The following is a 19,748-nucleotide window of genomic DNA, read 5'->3' as shown; positions in this document are numbered from 1 at the left end:
TAGAATGTTTTGATCGCGAACCCGACCCGCCTTCGCGGCCCTAGCCGCGCTTATCGTAGCCCAGGGCTTCGATGTCGTCGTCGGCCAGGCGCGTCGACTCGTAGTCGGAGGGCTCCTCGCTGTCGTCGGAGATCTGGTCCTCGTCCGACAGGCCGCCGCCGACCGGATCCAGCGGCTCGCGTTCGACGTCCAGGCCCTCGTCGTCGCGGCCGGATTCGAGTTCGTCGTCGATCTCCACGAGTTCGTCGTCGTCGAGGAGGTCGAGGTCTTCGTCCTCGTCTTCCGAGGCGTCGTCCTCGGCCTGGGTGACGTCGTAGACGTCGTCGATCTCGTCGAAATTGGCGATGTCCTCGCCGTCCTCGGTGAGGTTGGTCTCGTCCAGGACCTCGGCGACGTCCTGCGGTTCGAAATCGGTTTCCGGGGGCATGGCGGGTCTCCTGCTTGGGCGGCGCGATCGCCACTCGTCACGGAGTCAAACCCGCCCCGGCTGAGGGTGTTCCTGCCTATCAGCCGGCGAACTCGCCCAGAGCTTCCGACACCTGCGCCATGATCGGCCGCCAGTCGTCGTAGTTGGGGGCTATGAAGCAGCGGGCCTGCGGGTACCAGGGATAGTGGTCGGTCCCCAGGCGGGTCCAGGCGGCCGCGCCGGTCAGCAGCCACACCGGCGCGCCGCAGGCCCCGGCCAGGTTGATGGTGGCGTTGGCGAAGCCCAGCGTCAGGTCGAGCGCGCAGGAGAGGGCGGCCACGTCGTCCAGATCCTGCTTCAGGTCGATGCCGGGCGGGGTCCAGATCTCGACGCCCAGGTGGTCGCGGGCGTAGGCGATCTCCTCGTCGCAGTCGCCGTACTGCAGGTTCACGAACGAGATGCCCGGCGTCTTCAGAACGGGCTCCCACAGCTCGAACGGCGAGAACTGGCGGGCGCGCTCGGCGTTCAGGCGCAGGCTCTTCCACAGCAGGCCGACCTTGGGTCCGGGCGGGGCCTGCTCCAGCACCTTTTTCCAGTGGGCGACGCGTTCGGGATCGGGCGTCAGGAAGCGCTCGCGGGCGGGGAAAGCCTCGGCGGTCGGGCGGAAGGTCTTCAGCAGCGAGGCCATCGGGACCCAGCAGTCGATCTTCGACCAGTCCTCGATGAAGGGCGCGTTGCGGTAGGTGCGGCCCTGGTAGGCGACCGTGCGGTGGATGCTGACCTGGACTTGCGGGAACGAGCGCTCGAACAGCGGGACGAGGCGGCGCTCGACCACCACCGACAGGGCGCCGTCGGGGCCGAGGGCCTCGATCACGTCGGGCAGGGTGTTGGCGAACATCACCTCGTCGCCCAGGCCCTGCTCGGCCAGGACCAGCAGGCGCTTGCCGGCCAGATCCTCGCCGGGCTCCCAGGCGCGGACCGGCATCGGATAGTGCGGCGCGCCGGGCAGTTCGGGCGAAAGGCGCGCCCGGTAGGCCTCCCAGCCCTCGGCCACGCGGCCCAGGGCCAGAAGGATGGTCGAATGGGCGAAGCGCATGGTCGCCAGGTCTTCGGTCGACTCGGCGGCGGCGATGCCGGCCTCGCAATCGGCGCGGGCGCCCTCGACGTCGCCCAGGTCGAGGCGAGCGAAGGCGCGGTTGTGGTGACCCTTGCCGAAGTTGGGCGACAGGCGCAGGGCCTCGTCGAAGAAGGTGAGGGCGGTGGCGCCTTCGCCCATGCTGCACATCACCGTGCCCAGGGTGTTCCACAGCGCCGGCACTTCAGGATTGGCCTGGATGGCGGGCTTGAGGACGTCGATCGCCGCCGATTCCTGGTTCAGGTCGCGCAGCGCGCAGGCCAGGTTGTTGACCCCTTCGAGGTCGCCTGGCCGCTCGTTCAGGTAATGCATGAACAGCTTGGCGGCGATGTCGGGCATTTCCAGGCGGAAGGCCAGGCGGCCCAGGTCGCCCGCCACCTGGCCCTGGCTGGGCAGGAGCTGCAGCGCGGCCTCGTAGCACTGCATGGAGGAGCCGAAGTCGCCGAGCTTCTCGCGGGCCACGGCCAGGACGTGCCAGGCCACGCCCGTGCGCTCGTCCTTCTTCAAGGCCTTGAGGGCGTTCTTCTCGGCGCGGGCGTAGTCGCCCTGCTGCACGGCGACGATGGCGCGATTGAGCAGCTTCACGCTTTCGTGGTCGCGGACGGCGCGGGCTTCCAGATTCAGGCGGGCGATCGAATCGGACGAGGCGGAATCGCCCAGCTGTTCGGCGCGCAGGCCCAGGTGGACGCCTTCACCGGCCGCTTCTTCGGCGGCTGCGAGGGCGGCGGCCGAGATTCCGAAGCCGAGATTGCGGGACATGCGACCACCTTGGGCGATTGGATGACTTCATCCTCTGGGCGAGTATGCTTAATTGAGTCCTAAGCTGCGACTTACGGTCGCGTCGGCGGCAACAAGGCGTTAACCCACGGCGACCTAGGGTCCCGATTGAACGCCATTCCGGCGAACCGCCATCACGGCGGACGGGCGCAGCGATGGAAAGGAGCGGCCAAAAGTGCCTTTGAAGCTGTCGCTGAAGCCCGGCGAGAAATTCGTGTTGAACGGGGCGGTCGTGCAGAACGGCGATCGTCGCGGCGTGCTGGTCCTCCAGAACAAGGCCTCTGTGCTGCGTGAGAAGGACATCATGCAGCCCGACCAGGTCACCACGCCCTCGCGTCGGATCTACTTCCCGGTCATGATGATGTACCTGGAAGAGGCTGGCGCCGAGAAATACTACGACGAGTTCGCCACCCGCCTGACCGAGTTCATGGGCGTGGTGCGCAACGCGGCCGTTCTGGCCGATTGCATCGCGATCTCGAAACACGTCATGGCGCGTGAATACTACAAGGCGCTCATGCTGAGCCGTAAGCTGATCGATTACGAAGACGAGAGGTTGGGGAATGTCTCTTCGGGCCTACCAACAGGCGGCGACCAGGACTGAGAATCCGCGAGAGGTCGAGTACCGTCTGTTCGGACAGGTGACTCGGGCCCTCATGGAGGCTTCGGAAGCCGAGGATGGCGACATCCAGAAGCGTATCCACGCTCTGGACTGGAACCGTCGTGTCTGGTCCGCGCTGGCGACCGACTGCTCGCTGCCGGAGAACACCATGCCCAAGGAGCTGCGCGCGAGCATCATCTCGCTGAGCCTCTGGGTCAGCCGGCACTCGAGCCTTGTCATGCGCAAGGAAGAGGAGTTCGAGCCTCTGATCGAGATCAACCGCATGATCATGCAGGGCCTGGCCGCTCGCGCCGAAGCGGCCTGATCTGATCGCGCCACGGCGCCGCTCGGCGCCGATTGCCGCTTCTCTTCGGAAAAACCTGCCGCCCGGCGAATGTTGCATTCGCCGGGCGGTTTCGTTTCCGGCCTGATATTTTTTAATTCCCTTATATTTCAAGGCGTTGCGATCTGGCCTGAACTGGCCCGCCGTTTGCGATGGTTCCCGCGGGCAAAACGCCCGACCGGCAAAACGCCGGGGCTCTCCACCAAAATGGTAGGTTCCTATGATCGCCAACTCCATCAACACCAATGCCGGCGCGATGATCGCGCTGCAGAACCTGAACGCCACCAACTCGGAGCTGACCACCACCCAGCAACGCATCAACACCGGCAAGAAGATCTCGAGCGCTAAGGACAACGGCGCGATCTGGTCGATGGCTGAAATGCAGAGCGCGACGTCGAGCTCGTTGAACGCCGTGAAGGATTCTCTCCAGCGCGGCCAATCGACGATCGATGTTGCTCTGGCTGCAGGCGACACCGTCACCGATCTGCTGGGCAAGATGAAGGAAAAGGCTCTGGCCGCTTCCGACACCTCGCTCAACACCGCCTCGTTCAACGCCCTTCAGGCTGACTTCACGTCCCTGCGTGACCAGATCACCAAGGCCGTGACGAACGCCAAGTTCAACGGAGCCAGCGTCGTGGACGGTTCGACCACGAAGCTGCAGTTCCTGGCGAACGAAACGGGCTCGGCGTTCACCGTCACCTCGCGGACCCTGTCCCTCACGGGCATCGGTCTGTCGGCGGCGACGACCTTCACGACCGCCGCGGCGGCCAAGACGATGATCTCCACCATCGACACGGCTCTGACCACGACGACGAACAAGCTGGCTTCGCTCGGCACCAACTCGGTCGGCCTGGACATGCACTTGACCTTCATGGGCAAGCTGCAGGACAGCCTCGACGCCGGTGTCGGCAACCTGGTCGATGCGGACATGGCCAAGGAAAGCGCCAAGCTGCAGTCGCTGCAAACCAAGCAGCAACTGGGCGTGCAGGCACTGTCCATCGCCAACCAGGCGCCCCAGTCGATCCTGTCCCTGTTCAAGGGCTGATCGAAGAAGCGCCAAGGCGGCGACAAGCGCCGGGCGGTCGAAAGACCGCCCGGCGTTTTCTTTTTCCGGACCCGCATTTCCGGCGACCGGCGGTCGATTTTCGGGTGGGCAAAACGGTCGCATCTGCTGAAACCTGCCCGGCACATTTTGCCGGATGGCGCCTCAAGTCGGCAGGAATTGCCGGGCGACAACGTCCTAAACGAACATATAACGCAGCAATTTCAACGGCTTAAAAATTTCGCATGGGTGGGCAGGATTGGCCCGGTAGTTGCTTCCTAGTTCAGCGAGCAAAACGCTCCCGGCAGTCAAAATGACGTCGGACAACCTGAAATAGGAACATATTCGTTATGGCGCTGAACAGCATCAACACGAACTCGGGCGCGATGATCGCCCTGCAAAACCTGAACTCGACCAACAGCGATCTCGCCGTTACGCAACAGCGTATCAACACCGGTAAGAAGATCGGCAGCGCCAAAGACAATGGCGCTATCTGGGCCACCGCCAAGAACCAGTCGGCCACCGCCTCCTCGATGAACGCCGTGAAGGACTCGCTGCAACGCGGTCAATCCACGATCGACGTCGCTCTGGCCGCCGGCGACACCGTCACGGACCTGCTCGGCAAGATGAAGGAAAAGGCCCTGGCCGCTTCCGACACCTCGCTGAACACTGCCTCGTTCAACGCCCTGAAGTCTGACTTCACTTCGCTGCGCGACCAGATCACCAAGGCCGTGAGCAACGCCAAGTTCAACGGCGCCAGCATCATCGACGGTTCGACCACGAAGCTCAGCTTCCTGGCCAACTCGGACGGCACCGCCATCACGGTGAACTCCAAGACCCTGTCGCTGGCTGGTATCGGCCTGAGCACCAGCACCACCTTCGCGGACGCCGCTGCGGCCAAGACGATGATCGCTACCATCGACACGGCCCTGCAGACGACGACCAACAAGCTGGCCTCGCTGGGCACCAGCTCGACGGGCCTCGACACCCACCTGACCTTCGTCGGCAAGCTGCAAGACAGCCTCGACGCCGGCGTGGGCAACCTGGTCGACGCCGACCTGGCCAAGGAAAGCGCCAAGCTCCAAGCTCTGCAAACCAAGCAGCAGCTGGGCATCCAGGCGCTCTCTATCGCCAACCAGTCGACCGGCACGGTCCTGAGCCTGTTCCGATAAGGAACGAGCAGGGGGCGGTCCTCCCGGACCGTCCCCGCCTTTCCTTCGGCCTCGGCCGGGGAGGGGATAGCAGAGGCGCCGTCCTGACCGGCGGCGATAGGAGAGATGGAAAGCAAGGCCGCGCTGACGGCTCTGGTTCAAGAACTGTCCGCGCAAAATCCGATCGTTTCGCCCACCGTCCCAGGCTCGTCCTCGGACGGCGATGTCGTTTCCGACGCCCGCAAGGCCGAGGCGCGCAAGAGCGCCACCGAGCAGAAGGCCGACAACGGTCCTCAGCCCGGCGACCTGCGCCTGGTGATCGAGGAAGACATCGACAGCGGGGTCTACGTCTACAAGACGGTCGACCGGCGCACCGGCGAAACCCTTAAGCAATATCCGCGCGAAGACGTGCTGAGGTTCAAGGACGCTGCGTCCTACGGCCCCGGCAAGATCTATGACGGCCTGACCTAAGGCCTTGCCGCGTAAGGATTTCCGGCCAACGCTTGCGGCGCGACGTCGCAGGCGCGTTATGGTTTACGCGCGTTAACCATATTCTTACCGCCGCAACGGCAAGTTCACGGTCGATCCTGCTCGGCCGCCGAATCGCGTACCGAGCTCCCTCGTAAGTCGGCGAGAACGCCGTTCGGAGATCGTGATGACGCTGAGCGTGAACACCAATCAGCCTGCGCTGATCGCCCTGCAGAATCTGAACAAGACCAACGAAGAGATGTCGGGCGTCCAGACCCGCATCAACACCGGCCTTGCGATCTCGAGCGCCAAGGACAACGCGGCGGTCTGGTCGATCGCCCAGGACCAGCAGGCCGACCGTTCGGCCCTGTCCTCGGTCAAGATGAGCCTCGACCGCGCCACCTCGATCGCCGACGTCGCCCTGACGGCCGGGGAGTCGGTCTCCGACTTGCTCAACCAGATGCGCGAGAAGGTGGTCGCCGCCAAGGACAGCTCGCTGTCGACCTCGGCCCGCAAGGCCCTCGACGCCGACTTCCAGGGCCTGCTCAGCAACCTGACCCAGGTGGTCGACAGCGCCACCTTCGACGGCGCCAACATCCTCGACGGCAGCCAGACCACCGCCATCACCTTCCTGGCCGACGCCGACGCCCAGACCGTCATCTCGCTGAACCTGCAGACCCTGTCGCTGGGCAGCCCCAACAACAGCCTGGTCGCCACCGACAGCATCGCCACCCTGACCCAGGCCACGGCCGTTCTGACCCGCCTGGACACGACCATCGCCTCGGTCAACCAGGCGGTCGGCTCGATCGGCTCGCAGGCCAAGCAGATCGACGCTCACAACACCTTCGTCTCCAAGCTGTCCGACGTGCTGGAGACCGGGGTGGGCAATCTCGTCGACGCCGACATGGCCAAGGAAAGCGCCCGCCTGCAGGCCCTGCAGGTCAAGCAGCAGCTCGGCGCCCAGGCCCTGTCGATCGCCAACAGCGCCCCGCAGATCATCCTGTCGCTGTTCGGCAGCGGCGGCTGAGGCTGCCCCAACGTAATTGTCACAACAAACGCCGGTCTTTCCCTAGGCCGGCGTTTTTTGCGTGGTTACTCTGTGCGTCGCGGCGCAAGGGGATTCGCTCGGCATGATCGAACTGCGGGACTTGAAGGACGAAGACGAGGCGGTGCTGTTTCAGTGGCGCGCCGAGCCCGAGGTCGATCGCTGGATGTCGGACGCCGCCTTCCCCAGCCGGGAGGCGCACGCCGCCTGGTTCGAGTCGCTGCGCACCAATCCCAACATGCGCGGCTGGATGATCGTGCGCTCCGGCGCGCCGGCCGGCCTGCTGACCCTGACGGGCCTTTTGTCGCATCACCGCCGGGCCAGCTGGAACTGGTTCGTCGGCGCCGCCGACGCCCGTCGACGCGGGGTAGGGCGGGCGGCCCAGGTCCTGGGCCTGGACCGCGCCTTCGGCGAGCTTGGTCTGCACAAGGTGTTCGCCGAGGTCATGGCCGACAACGACGCGGCCCTGAAGGCCCAGTCCGCCTCGGGTTTCCGCCGCGAGGGCTATCTGCGCGGCCACGTGCTGAAGAACGGCGAGCCGCGCGACGTGGTGCTGCTGGGCATACTGGCCGAGGAATGGGCCGACCTGCGCGAAGAGGCCCGTCGCTCGCTCAGCGACGCCCACCTGATCGCCGCCTGAAGCTGCTCTCGGCGGTCGGCTCTCATTTACACGTCTTAACGAAACGTCAGCGTTCATAACCGTAGATTGCCGCTGTGTGGCGCATTGCGCCTTCCGTGGAAGCTGTCGTGATCACTTTCGACACCAGTTCGCTGCTGAGCTACTATCAGGCCAAGGTCGGCCTGACGGGCTCGACTGCGTCCGCGACGACCACGGGGACGACCTCGTCGTCGTCCAGCAAGAAAGCCATTCCGGCCGCGCCGTGGAACACGGTGACCACCGAGGCCAGCGACCTGGTGAAGTCGGCGCTGAACGGGCGCAAGTTCATCGACGAGGGCGCCGCCGAGGCGGCTTCGCCCGGCATCTCCGGCGACTACAAGAAGCTGTTCACCGCCTATCAGGCCCTGAACACCCTGACGGCCATCGCCAGCCGGTCCAGCGAGAAGAACGTCTCCGACAGCGAGATCAAGCGCCTGCAGACGGCGATGACCAAGGGCCTGACGGAGCTGACCAACTACGTTCAGAACCTGAACGGCGAGAACATGCGCCTGACCACCGGCGCGGCCATGACCACCGACAAGTCGACGGTCGGCATCCCCAAGAACGTCTACGGCTACGTCACCAGCACGCTCTACACCGGCCAGGTCGACGACGAGGTCCCGCAGTTCAAGGGCGACGTCAGCTTCGACATGGCGGTCACCAAGTTCGGCGAGACCACGACGCTGAAGATGGACCTGTCCGAGATGGGCTCCAAGCCGCGGACCATGGCCAACGTGGTCAGCTTCTTCAACGACAAGCTTTCGGCCGCCGGCTACAACACCACCTTCGCCGTCGAGCGCACGGCCGGCGTGGCGCGCACCACCACGGTCAACGGCCAGACGGTGAAGCTGCCGGCCACCGGCGACGACTTCGCCCTGCGCATCCGCGGCGACTCGATCGAGAAGCTGAACTTCACGGCCTCGGTCTCCAAGCCCGCCGTCTACATCACCACCGAGGCGGGCGATCCGGATCCGGACGACGACACCAAGACCGACGACGCGGTCATCGAGAACACCCTGACCAAGTACGGCGCCGGCACGACCACGACGGCCGGGACCAAGGTGTTCTCCGACACCCTGGAAGGCACGGTCGCCAAGGTCCACAAGACCGTCACCGGCCCCGACGGTTCGATCTACGTGCTGGCCGACGTCGAAAAGAGCGTCGAGAGCCAGACCATCAAGGGCGACCAGGACGTCGCCCTGCTGAAGTACGACTCGGCCGGCAAGCTGCTCTACGCCCGCAGCCTGGGCGCGGCCGACACCGCCACCGGCTATTCGATCGCGGTGTCGGACGACGGCAAGGTGGCCGTGGCCGGCTCGGTCTCGGGCACGCTGACCGGCTCGACCAACGGCCCGATCAACTCCGACAGCAACGGCACGGTTACCGACAGCTTCGTGTCGCTGTACGACGCCAACGGCGACGAAAGCTGGACGGTCCGTCGCGGGGGGCTGCTGGAAGACGAGGCCACGGCCGTCGCCTTCGGCCAGGACGGCGTGGTCTACGTGGCCGGCCGCACCAAGTCGGACCTGCCCGGCGCCACGGGCTCGGCCTCGCAGGGCGGCTACGACAACTATCTGACGGGCTTTGCGGCCGACATCACCGGCACGCCCAAGGCCCTGTTCACCACCCATTTCGGCAGCGCCGAGAACGACACCGTCTCGGGCATGGTCGTCGACGGCGGCAAGGTCATCGTCGCCACCAAGGAAGGCAGCGAGGCGATGCTGCGCAGCTTCGACGTCTCCACTTCGGTGGTGACCGAGAACCGCACGGCGCTGAACTCGGCCGGCGTCTACGAGACCAAGCCGGTCACCTACACCAAGGCCGCCACCATGACCGTGGGCGCGACGCGCGACCTCGGCACGCTGAAGGGCGGCGACATCGCCGGCCTGACCATCGACAACGGCCAGCTCTATGTCGGCGGCTACACCACCAACGGCTCGCTGACGGTCAACAACGTCAAGTCGGCGGCCTCGGGCGGATCGGATGGCTTCGTCGCCCGCATGTCGCTCGACCTGACCAGCACGTCCGGCGACACCCTGGCCTATTACGGCGGCACAGGCGACGACACGGTCACCGGCATGGCGGTCTCCAACGGCCAGGTCTGGCTGGTTGGCGCGGCCGGCAAGGATCTGGCGGGCCAGGCCACGGTCGGCACCAAGGACGGCTACGTCGCCCAGATCGACATGGCCACCGGCGACGCCACCTGGGAACAGCGCCTGACCGGCAAGGACGGCTACGCGACCCCGACCTCGATCGCCGTCGACGCCTCGGGCTCCAGCGCGCTCGACATCTTCGGCCTGCCGCGCGGGACGATGAACTACACCCAGTCGGACAAGATCGTGTCGGCGACCTCGGCGCGGCCGGGCGACACCTTCCAGATCCGCACCCGCGAGCGCGGCCCGCTGACCACCATCACCATCGGCGCTGACGACACGCTCGACACCCTGGCCGACAAGATCCGCCGGGCCTCGGGCTACGCCGCCAAGGTGTCGATCTCCAGCGACGGCAACATGCGCAAGCTGAAGATCACGCCGGCCTACAACACCTCGACGGTGGAAGTGCTGCCGGGCAAGGGCGACAGCAATGTGCTGAGCGCCCTGGGCCTGGCTTCGGGCATCGTTCGCAACACCAAGACCGACGACGGCCGCACCGTCTCGGCCGATGGCAAGGGGCCGGTCTACGGGCTGAAACTGCCGACCGAACTGGACCTGTCCGACGAGACGGCCCGGGCCACCACGGCCGACCTGCTGAAGTCGGCCACGGCGGCGATCCGCAACGCCTATCGGGAGCTGGCCGACATCGCCAACGGGGTGAAGGCCGACGGCTCGACCACCACCTCGGGCAAGACCGGCGGCACGGCCCCGGCCTATCTGACCAACCAGATCGCCAACTACCAGGCCGCGCTGGACCGCCTGACCGGCGGCAGCTAGGCCGCGCATGGCCTTCGCGGCCGCCGTGACGCTTGAAACCGTCATCGACGCGTCGTAGCCAGGGGGCATGGAACTTCTCAAAGATCGACGCGTGCTGCTGGGCGGCGGAGCGGCCCTGGCGGTGATCGCGGGCCTGGCCGTGGCCTTCACGCTGATGGGCGGCAAGGACCGCAAGCCGGCCGAGGATCCGCCGGCCTCGCGCGGCGGCTTGATCGTCGAGACCGGACGTTCGGACGACACCAAGCTGAACGACCCGGCGCGTCCGCTGCGCTGCTTCGTCGGCGGCCAGTTCGTGGGCGAGACCACCCTGGCCGAGTGCGCCAAGAAGAACGGCGTGGCCACCGGCGCCCTCGATGTCGGCGTCGACGAGACCGGGGCCCTGGCGGCCGCCGACCAGGCCGGCACGGTGCTGACCCCGCTGCCGCCGCCGACCGTGACCGCGCCTGTCGCCACGCCCGCGGCGACCCCGGCCGCCTCGGGCGCGACCTCGGCGCCGAGCGCGCCCCTGGCCGTCTGCCAGCGCTATCTGGGCGGCCAGTGGAACAAGCTGCCGGGCGAGATCACCCAGAACGCCTGCATTCAGCAGCTGTTCGCCGGCAAGTGCGAGCGCCCGGGCGGCGCCACCTACGGCCGCTGGGGCGACGAGACCCTCCGGCTGCTGCCGGGCCGGGTCGAGGCTTCGTCCGACAACCGTTCGTTCCACTTGGTGGTGGAGCAGGCCGCCAACTGCGCCATTCCCAGCGTCGGCTGATGGCAAGGAGTTCTCTGATGCGCGTTTCCCCCATCGCCGCCGTTCTGGCCCTCGGCGTCGCCGCGGTCGGCCTGTCGGGCTGCGTCAAGCAGACCAAGGCCCCCTTCGACCAGGGAATCTGCAACCACGTCATCGAGAAGAAGGACGGCACGCTGCAGTTCAACCCGGTCGAGCGCAACGTGCCCAACATGGAGACCTGTGCGGCGACCCTGGAAGGCATGCGCATCCGCTTCCTCCGCATGGGCCTGCGGCGGGAGCAACTGACCGGCTCCTACCAGGGCAAGTTCATCTTCGTGGAGCGCGAAGGCATCTATCTGGGCGACAGCTACGAAGGCGCCCGGTTCATGTCCCTGGTGCGCACGGGCGACGGCCGTCTGGCCGTGCCGGGCGCGCTGCCGGCGCGCTAGGACCGTTTCCGAGAGGCGAGGAGAGGGCGGTGGATAACCGCTCTCTGTTCACAGGAACGTTTGGTGAACAATTCTTGATTTCCGCCTTGCTGAGTCGTTAACGTCTCCGCTCGAGATTCCGGCGCATAGGGTCGCCGGGCGAGAACAGGGCATTCGCCAAATGGCTGGCAGCGTCAACAAGGTCATCCTCGTCGGCAACCTCGGGGCCGACCCCGAGATCCGCACCCTCAATTCGGGCGACCGCGTCGCCAACCTGCGCATCGCCACGTCCGAGACCTGGCGCGACCGCTCCAGCGGCGAGCGCAAGGAAAAGACCGAGTGGCACCGCGTCGTGATCTTCAACGACAACCTGGTGAAGGTGGCCGAGAGCTACCTGCGCAAGGGCTCGACCGTCTACATCGAGGGCGCGATCCAGACCCGCAAGTGGACCGACCAGCAGGGCCAGGAGAAGTACTCCACCGAGATCGTGCTGCAGAAGTTCCGCGGCGAACTGACCATGCTCGGCGGCCGTGGCGACGGCGCCGGCGCCGGCGCTCCGTCGGGCGGCTATGACGACGGCTACGGCCAGGGCGGCGGTGGCGGCTACGGCGGCGGCCAAGGCGGCGGCAACTTCGGCGGCGGCGCTCCGCGCAGCCAGCCCAGCGGCCCGCGCGAGAGCTTCTCGGCCGACCTGGACGACGAAATCCCGTTCTAAGGGCTCGCCTGAGCGCCTGGATCTGAAGACGGCCGGTTCCGCGAGGAGCCGGCCGTTTTTCTTTTGTGGGCTTGGGTCGCGTGACGCTTCCGTGAATTTGATGGGATGCGCAATTCGAAGCGGCACTTCTCAATTGCAACCATTGAGTGATGCTGGCTAAGGTCTCGCTTGTTTCGTTTGGCGGGGCGTTGCGTGATCAGTTCGCTTGGGGGCGTTTATCTCGTGAGGTGCGGCGCTCGACGCGGGTCGCGCCGTCCTGTCGAGCCGGCCGTGTCGGCTGGCTCGGTCGGCTTGCAAGTCATCGACGCCGTCGCCGTTGGAGCGCCCATTGCGATGTGCGGCGAGGCGCCGATGGCCTTCTCGATCGAAATTCCACACGGACAGCCGCAGGGCCCGCGAAGCGAGGGCGCGCGATGAGCATGCGACGGTTGCAAGAGCCGGGGTTGCGTGACTGCGGCCAGAGGGTGCGAACCTGGCTATCGAGAGGGGCGGCGGCTTCGATGGTCGCGGCTTTTGTGTCTTTGGCGTGGGGGTGCGGTACGGTGATGAGTAGAGAAGTGAACGTCGTCGAAGGCCATGCGACGGTGGTCAGCCTGGGCAAGTACGTGGACTGCGTACCGATTGCTCACTCCAAAGCGCTGAACAAGGTCGTGTTCGTGTGCTCGCCCGACGCCGTTCTCATCGTTTCCACCGATACGGGCGAAATCAAGAACCTGAAGCTGTCGATGATGCCCGAGCAGCCGTTCGTGCACCGGTCGGGCGACGAGATGTTTCTCTATTTCCCGGGCGGGGGCGATCAGCCCGCCATCCGGGAGATCAATGTCCGGACGGGCGAGGTCTTCGACCGCCCCATCGTGGCCGAGCCCGGCTTCCGCTTTTCCACCATCTACCTGAACCCGCGCGACGGCTGCTTCGTCGCGGCGCTCGTGTCTCCCGGCGAGAACGGCCGGGCGACGGGGGTGCTCAAGGCCTATGACTACGATCCGCGTGGGCGTGACCCGCTGCATGTGGGCGGCAAGGCCGCTGTCGAGGCCTCGCAAGGCCTGAACCCGCGCAATGTCGGCCCTCCCAATATCGGTGGGCAGGTCTGCGTGCGGGACAAGGCAGGGCGGATCGTTCTCTTCCTGACGCAGTTCGAAAGCGACCTGCGGCCCGGCGGCGTCGGCGCGCGAATGGTCCGGGTCACCGCGACCGAGGAGAAGGTGATCCATCGCAGCGATGAGAACATGCTGTTCTTCCAGCCGAAGCTCGCGCCCTACCTTTTCGCTCGCGAGCTGATCACGCCGGGCGCCCCCAAGCCGGGTCTCCTCCAGATCGACGTGGAGACGGGGGAGATGGTGCAGATTGGAACCGCAGTCGTCGGGCAGTGGGACGATTTCGATCCGTTGACGCGCACCGGCGTGGTCTCGACGCCCATAGGCAAGGATCTCTACCGGATCTGCCAGGCTGATCTGAACGGCTGCCTGGAGGCGGAGCGGGAGGTGCGGACGAGCGGAGAGCTGTTCGCTTCCAGCGTGTCGAACGGCTGGCTTGGGGATGGCTTCATCGCGATGTCCAGCCGCCCGCTGCTTGTCGGTCCGGTGGCGCAGGCGTTCGAGAAATCATCGCATATCGTTGAAAATTACTGGTTTTGAACATTGATCTTTGGGGCGGGTGATCGAGATGGCTAGCGCCAAGCAAGAGATGTACAAAAAGAAGTGGTCTCAGCTGACGTCAGAGTTGAATTCCGTCAACGTTAGCGCGGCGCAGAGAAAGCTTCTTATTCTAGAGTACACTCAAGCTGCTAGAAATATTGCGGATCAATCTGGAACTAACAATCCGTGGAGTTCCGGCGTTGGTGGCGGGAACTGGAGTCGGATTGCGGTCTCGACTTTCCAGACTGGTCAGAAGCTTGCGTCCGGTACGATCCTTTATACCAGCAATAATGGCGCGGGCGGGACGCGCAGTTCAATCTACTTTGATATGGCGTTGGACTCGTATGTGACAGCGGGTACGAAGACGCTCTACATCACCGTTCCGGGCGCGATCAATGAATTGGGCCAGAGCGAGGCGTTGCAGGCGGGGCTTGTGGGTTACGCCACGCAGGGTACGAACGATCCGAAGGGGGTCGACGCGCGGATCGCCGACACCAAGGCGTTCATCGACGCCAACAAGGAACTGATCCTGAGCGGCGGCTATCAGAGCATCGAGCTCGTTTCCTATTCCATCGGCGTGAACGAGGCGGCGTTCGCCACCGCCTATATCCGGCAACTGGCCGCCGAGCGGGGCAGTACGCTCGCCATCAACTCGACGATGGTCGCGCCCTACTACGCCCCAGGGCTTGAAAACGCCTCCAGTCGCTATGGCGTCGACCTCAGCGGAGCCAAGGGAACGGTGATCACCATGACCACGGACGTGGTCACGTTTTTCGACACCAATCATCCCAATTACATGGCTCAGAGCGCCGCGAACTACGTGGTTCTGCCGAATGTCGCCATCCAAATAAGTGGCAGTTTCTATATTATAGATCCGATAAAAAACCATGATCTGTTTTTTATCATGGATGTTTACGCTCGCTACGAGGCGGGAATTGCGAATACAGATCCCAACAAGATCGATGTGTATGTTAAAAATGCGGATGGTACATACACTGTCGTGACCAAGGATCGGGCGTTCGTGAAGGCCCGGGACCAGAACCTGGAAAGCAAGTCCGTCGCCGAGATTCTGCAGGCGTCGGCCGAGTTCCAGTACCAAGCCGGGATGATCGGTTCGATCGTCGGCTCGTCGCTCGGCAACTATCTCGCCGACGGCGACGAGATAAAAGGCATCGTCTATTCATCGATCCTCGGCGAGGTCGGCGAGCGCCTGGCGATGTCGATCACGAGCGGCGCCAGCCTCAATATCGACGCCACCGGGAAAGTCGGCGCCGCCGTTCAGGGCTCGTTCGCGTCGGATGTCGCCGCGCGGCTGCAATCGGCGGCGATCGGTTCAATCAGCTCGATGTTGACCATGTCGCTCGGCGAGGCTTTGGGCCTGGACGGGTTCGGCGCGGAGCTGTTCAACACCGCCGGCTCGACGGTGACCTCGAAGATCATCTCCAACCTGACGACCCCGAACGTCAACATCTTCGACGGCTTCAACACCGGCGAGATCTTCGCGGGCAACGGCGTCGGCACGTTGATGGCCAGCGCGCTGGGAGCGTTCCTGGGCGCCAAGCTCGGCGCCATGGTGGTCGCGCCGCAGACCCAGGCGGGCGTGGCCCTCTCCTCGATCGGTTCTGCGGTCGGCGTCTTCGCGCTCAGCGTCGGAGCCTCGGGCAGCGCGGCGAGCATCGCCGTCGGCACCTATATCTCCGGTCTGCTCGGCGGCAGCGTCGCGGGTGGTTCGACCGTCGGCGCCTGGATGGCGTTCAACGTCATCGCGCCGGGCATCGGCGCCTTCGTCGGGTTTGTGCTGGGAGCGCTGATCGGCAACCTGTTCGGCAGGAAGAAGCCGAAGATCCCGAGCGCCAACGCCGAGACCGTGCTGCAGATCCCATATGCTCGATACGAGCTAGGGACAGTGACGGTGGTCAACAACGGCAACCGCTCGCTGGTCACCTCGATGGCGACGACGGCTCGCGATACGTTGAACGGCCTGATCAGCTCGATCGCCTACACCAACACCACGGCCTATGTCAGCAACCTGAACGGCGTCGGCACGACCCAGATCTACGGCCATACCTCCAGCCAGATCTGGGTGAAGATCAACGGTGTTCAGACGAACTTCGCCTCGGCCGACGCGGCGGTGGAATACGGAACGCTGACGGCGATCCGCAACACCAAGATCGTCGGCGGCGACATCTTCGCCAAGCGCGTGATCACGCGGTCGGTGGCGAACGACCTGACTTCGCTGAGCGGCGACCTGCAGGTCGCCAGCGACTACCGCTTCTACGCTGACAACCGCGAGATGGTGAACAGCTTCATCACCGGCGCCTATGCCAGCCTCACTCAGTGGGAGCAGGATTTCTACGATCATCCGCCTCACAAGGCGCTGATCGACAAGCTCAAGGCCGATGGACCCTCGGCCCTGACGACCGATGAGACCAACTTCTACAACAGCTACAAGACGACCATCGACAAGATCGTCCTCGCGCTCGAAAATCAGGTGATGGCCAACCCCTGGATCATCACGCTCCAGCGGGCGAGCGAACTGGGTCTCGACAAGTTCACGACCTCCGACTTCTACGGCGGCCTGCGCGGGTTCATCGACAGCTTCGATCCCAAGGGGCATGGGGTGTCCTACGAGAACATCCGCATCTTTGCCGTTGGCGACGGTGCGGAGATCCAGGTGCGCAAGACTGGCAGCAACCTGTTTTCGATCCTGCCGCAGTCCAAGGACGGCCCGGGCGATAACGAGGTGCTCAACGCCCGCTTCGGTGACGGGTTGGCTGGCTGGGACATGGCGACCTATCAGGTCGGCAACCCGCAGCGCGGGGTCAATCTGAGCGCCGACTGGTCGGGCAGCGGCAACGACGTCTTCTGGATGTATATGCCGGGCGCGCCGGCGGCCGGTTCCATCATCGACACGCGCTCGGCGGCGATGGTCTCGGTGGCCGGGGCGGTCTACGAGGGCTCGGTCAAGGCGGCCCAGCATCGGGGCGCGGCCCAGATGTACATGGAGTTCTACGACGCCAACATGAACCTGCTGAGCGTGGCCTTCATGGCCGGCTCGGGCCTGGAAAGCGGCGCCTACCAGGGCAACCTGGTCAACTTCAACACCATCAGCGGCACGGCTACCGCGCCGGCCGGCACGGCGTTCAGGCGCATGGTGCTGCGGCTCGTGGCGACGCCGGGTGGGACCGATCCGTTCGGCTTCTTCACGCAGCCGACCTCGCGCTATGTCGGCGCGGCCACCTCCAACTGGACGGCGCCTGGCGAGGTGGTCAACATCGATGACTTGTCGCTGATCGGCTATACGCTGACCACGCCGGGCGCTGCGACGTCGGGCAACGACTTCATCGACCAGCGCCTGACCACGGGCGGCGTGGTGATCGACGATAATCACGCCGTCTATGTCGAGGACGGCTACTACCGCTGGGACGGCTGGGATTCCTACGAGTGGATCGACACCTCGTACTGGACCTCGGGCGACGGCGGCGACGACATCTTCGTCGGCGGGCAGGGCGGCGATCAGCTCTACGGCCGCAGCGGCTGGGACTGGCTCGATGGCCGCGGCGGCAACGACTACATCGACGGCGGCGACGGCAACGACACGCTGATCGGGCGTGACGGCGAGGACACGCTGATCGGCGGGGCCGGCGACGACTATCTGTCGGGCGGCGGCGGAACCGACAGCATGGACGGCGGCGTCGGCAACGACATCCTGGCCGATGACGCGGGTTCGGAAGTCCTGCAAGGCGGCGAGGGAGACGACACCTTCCTGATCGCCGAGGACGCCACCTTCAACTGGTTCTGGGGCGGCTATGGCGACCCCAACAGCGACCCCTACGGCCAGGACACGATCAGCGCCGAGCGCCTCGCCTTCGGCGTGGCCTTCGACCTGGATTACAGGCCGCCGGAATGGAACGGCAATCCCGACGCCACCGCCGGCAATCCGATCAGCCGCGCGGCGATCGTCACCAATGCGGTCACCGGCGCCTGGGTGACCAGCGAAGGCCTGCTGAGCATCGAGAACGCCACCGGCTCGAACTATGCCGACCGGCTCTACGGCACGACGGGCGACAATGTGCTCAAGGGGCTGGACGGTGACGACCAGCTGTGGGGCCGCGACGGCAACGACACGATCGAAGGCGGTGCGGGCATCGACACCATGGATGGCGGCGGCGGCTACGACTGGCTCAGCTATGTCGGGTCTTCGGCCGGCGTCTATGTCGATCTTTCCGCGGGCGAGGCCTATGGCGGCGACGCCGAGGGCGATGTGTTCAGCGGTTTCGAAGCCGTGCGCGGTTCGAAGGCGGCCGACCAGCTCAAGGGCTATGACGGCGGCGACAACTGGCTGGACGGCGACGCGGGCGACGACTGGTTCGTGGCCACGACCGGCAACGACGTGTTCGTCGGCGGCGAGGGCAGGGACTTTGTCGACTATTCGACGGGAACCAGCGGCGTCACGCTGAACCTGGGCGCCGCCAATGGTTCGGCCACCGGCTACGGGTCGGCCGGCCTGGCGGCCGGCCACGCCTATATCGGCGTCGAGGGGGTGATCGGCACGGCCTATGCCGACAATCTGTCGGGGGGCGATGGCGACCAGACCTTCATCGGCGGGGCTGGAAACGACATCCTGCAAGGCGGGGCGGGGGCCGACACCTACGTCCTCAATCGCGGCGACGGCTCCGACATCGTCTATGAGGACAACACGGGCTGGAACACGTTCCAGTTCGGCGAGAACATCACCTTCAACGACCTGTGGATCGGGGCGGCCGGCGGCGCCACCGGCTGGCTGGATTTCGGCATTCGTGGCACTGCCGACGTCATCCGTATGTACGGCAACACGGGGGCCTATCCGGTCGCGGGCAATAACCGGCTGAAGTCGGTCGATCTGAACGGGTCGGGCCAACTGGACGTCGCGGCCGTCGAGTACGCCATGGCCGGCGACGACAATCCCAACACGGCGCTCTATGGCGGGGCCAACCGCGCCGACCTGATCTTCGGCTACAATGGCAACGACACCATCTACGGGGCCGGTTCCGGCCAGTCGGAGACCAAGGGGAACGTTATCGTCGGGGGATGGGGTGATGATACGATCATCACCTCTGGCGGCGACGACCAATTCGCCTACGACAGGGCTCGCGACGCCAACGGTCAGGTGATTTCCAACCTCGATACGATCATCGACACCGGCGGCGAGGACACTTTGGTGTTCGGTTCGACAGTGGCGGCCGAGGACGTGATCTACCAGGTGGTCGGCAACGACCTCTACATCGGCGCCAAGGACCTGACCAACACAGCCTTGACGGCCTCGCAGGTCGTGGATCGAGTGAAGATCCAGGGCGGCGGCGTCAAGTACGTGATGATGGACGGTTACTCCAACACCGTCCTCTACGAGAGCTTCAACACGGTCGAATACGTCCTGGCCGGCGGGACCTCGATCGACCTGCGCAAGCTCGACATCGCCTGGACCCAGAGCATCACCTACAATTACGACTACGCCTATCCGATCGCTCTGGACCTGGACGGCGACGGGCTGGACCTGTCGACGGTGGAAAGCTCCAGCGTGGTGGTCAGGACGGCCGGCGGCGGGATCTCGCAGATCGGCTGGGTGGGTCCGACCGACGGCTTCCTGGCGGTCGACCGCAACGGCGACGGGGCGATCAACCAGCTGTCGGAACTGTCGTTCGTGCAGGACAAGCCGGGCGCGACCAGCGA

Annotated in this window: 15 protein-coding genes; 13 read left to right on the top strand and 2 right to left on the bottom strand. The window is 65.3% G+C overall.

All coding sequences use genetic code 11. From position 1 onward, the window contains the following. Window positions 1-40: 40 nt before the first annotated feature. Together AC07NS_RS12245 and AC07NS_RS12240 are read right to left on the bottom strand one after the other, a co-directional pair. The gene (locus AC07NS_RS12245; protein WP_494603521.1) at window positions 41-427 is read right to left on the bottom strand and encodes a primosomal protein; all 387 of its coding nucleotides are present in this window, start codon (window positions 425-427) and stop codon (window positions 41-43) included. Between the two features lie 79 nt (window positions 428-506). Continuing rightward, on the bottom strand, window positions 507-2,300 hold the full coding sequence (locus AC07NS_RS12240) for a tetratricopeptide repeat protein (protein WP_494603519.1): 1,794 nt from the start codon (window positions 2,298-2,300) through the stop codon (window positions 507-509). A gap of 193 nt (window positions 2,301-2,493) precedes the next feature. On the opposite strand from AC07NS_RS12240, the gene flbT reads away from it, so the two are divergent. The 13 genes from flbT to AC07NS_RS12175 form a co-directional block, all read left to right on the top strand. Then, entirely contained in the window at window positions 2,494-2,919 is a 426-nt protein-coding gene (gene flbT / locus AC07NS_RS12235) for a flagellar biosynthesis repressor FlbT (protein ID WP_110121787.1), read from the top strand. Then, window positions 2,879-3,241, top strand: a complete 363-nt coding sequence (gene flaF, locus AC07NS_RS12230) for a flagellar biosynthesis regulator FlaF (protein WP_110121788.1) — start codon at window positions 2,879-2,881, stop codon at window positions 3,239-3,241. The genes flbT and flaF overlap by 41 nt, the downstream gene beginning before the upstream one ends. Window positions 3,242-3,479: 238 nt before the next feature. After that, entirely contained in the window at window positions 3,480-4,304 is an 825-nt protein-coding gene (locus AC07NS_RS12225; RefSeq protein WP_110121789.1) for a flagellin, read from the top strand. 347 nt (window positions 4,305-4,651) lie between these two features. Beyond that, window positions 4,652-5,473 (top strand): flagellin, encoded by an 822-nt coding sequence (locus tag AC07NS_RS12220; protein WP_198574983.1) that lies wholly within the window; start codon window positions 4,652-4,654, stop codon window positions 5,471-5,473. 105 nt (window positions 5,474-5,578) lie between these two features. After that, a complete protein-coding gene (locus tag AC07NS_RS12215) occupies window positions 5,579-5,923 on the top strand; it encodes a hypothetical protein (protein ID WP_494603517.1) in 345 nt (114 codons plus the stop codon). 184 nt (window positions 5,924-6,107) lie between these two features. After that, on the top strand, window positions 6,108-6,947 hold the full coding sequence (locus AC07NS_RS12210) for a flagellin (protein WP_494603515.1): 840 nt from the start codon (window positions 6,108-6,110) through the stop codon (window positions 6,945-6,947). Window positions 6,948-7,050: 103 nt separating this feature from the next. Beyond that, window positions 7,051-7,605 carry a UDP-4-amino-4,6-dideoxy-N-acetyl-beta-L-altrosamine N-acetyltransferase gene (gene pseH / locus AC07NS_RS12205; RefSeq protein ID WP_494603513.1) on the top strand — a complete coding sequence of 185 codons (555 nt, stop codon included), beginning with the start codon at window positions 7,051-7,053 and terminating at the stop codon, window positions 7,603-7,605. A gap of 107 nt (window positions 7,606-7,712) precedes the next feature. Next, entirely contained in the window at window positions 7,713-10,553 is a 2,841-nt protein-coding gene (locus tag AC07NS_RS12200; protein WP_494603512.1) for a hypothetical protein, read from the top strand. Between the two features lie 67 nt (window positions 10,554-10,620). Continuing rightward, window positions 10,621-11,304, top strand: a complete 684-nt coding sequence (locus AC07NS_RS12195; RefSeq protein ID WP_494603510.1) for a hypothetical protein — start codon at window positions 10,621-10,623, stop codon at window positions 11,302-11,304. A 17-nt stretch (window positions 11,305-11,321) separates the two neighbouring features. Beyond that, entirely contained in the window at window positions 11,322-11,711 is a 390-nt protein-coding gene (locus AC07NS_RS12190; RefSeq protein ID WP_494603508.1) for a hypothetical protein, read from the top strand. A 160-nt stretch (window positions 11,712-11,871) separates the two neighbouring features. Then, window positions 11,872-12,405: a single-stranded DNA-binding protein gene (gene ssb, locus AC07NS_RS12185; protein ID WP_494603506.1), complete on the top strand. Its 534-nt coding sequence runs from the start codon at window positions 11,872-11,874 to the stop codon at window positions 12,403-12,405. Window positions 12,406-12,962: 557 nt separating this feature from the next. Beyond that, a complete protein-coding gene (locus tag AC07NS_RS12180) occupies window positions 12,963-14,039 on the top strand; it encodes a hypothetical protein (protein WP_494603504.1) in 1,077 nt (358 codons plus the stop codon). Between the two features lie 346 nt (window positions 14,040-14,385). Then, a partial coding sequence (locus AC07NS_RS12175; RefSeq protein WP_494603502.1) for an SPM autocatalytic domain-containing protein occupies window positions 14,386-19,748 on the top strand: 5,363 nt, incomplete at its 3' end.

This window comes from Caulobacter sp. GW821-FHT10A10 (assembly GCF_059415745.1).
Note: the sequence above shows the minus strand (reverse complement) of the source record. Positions and strands in the feature narration are given on the sequence as shown.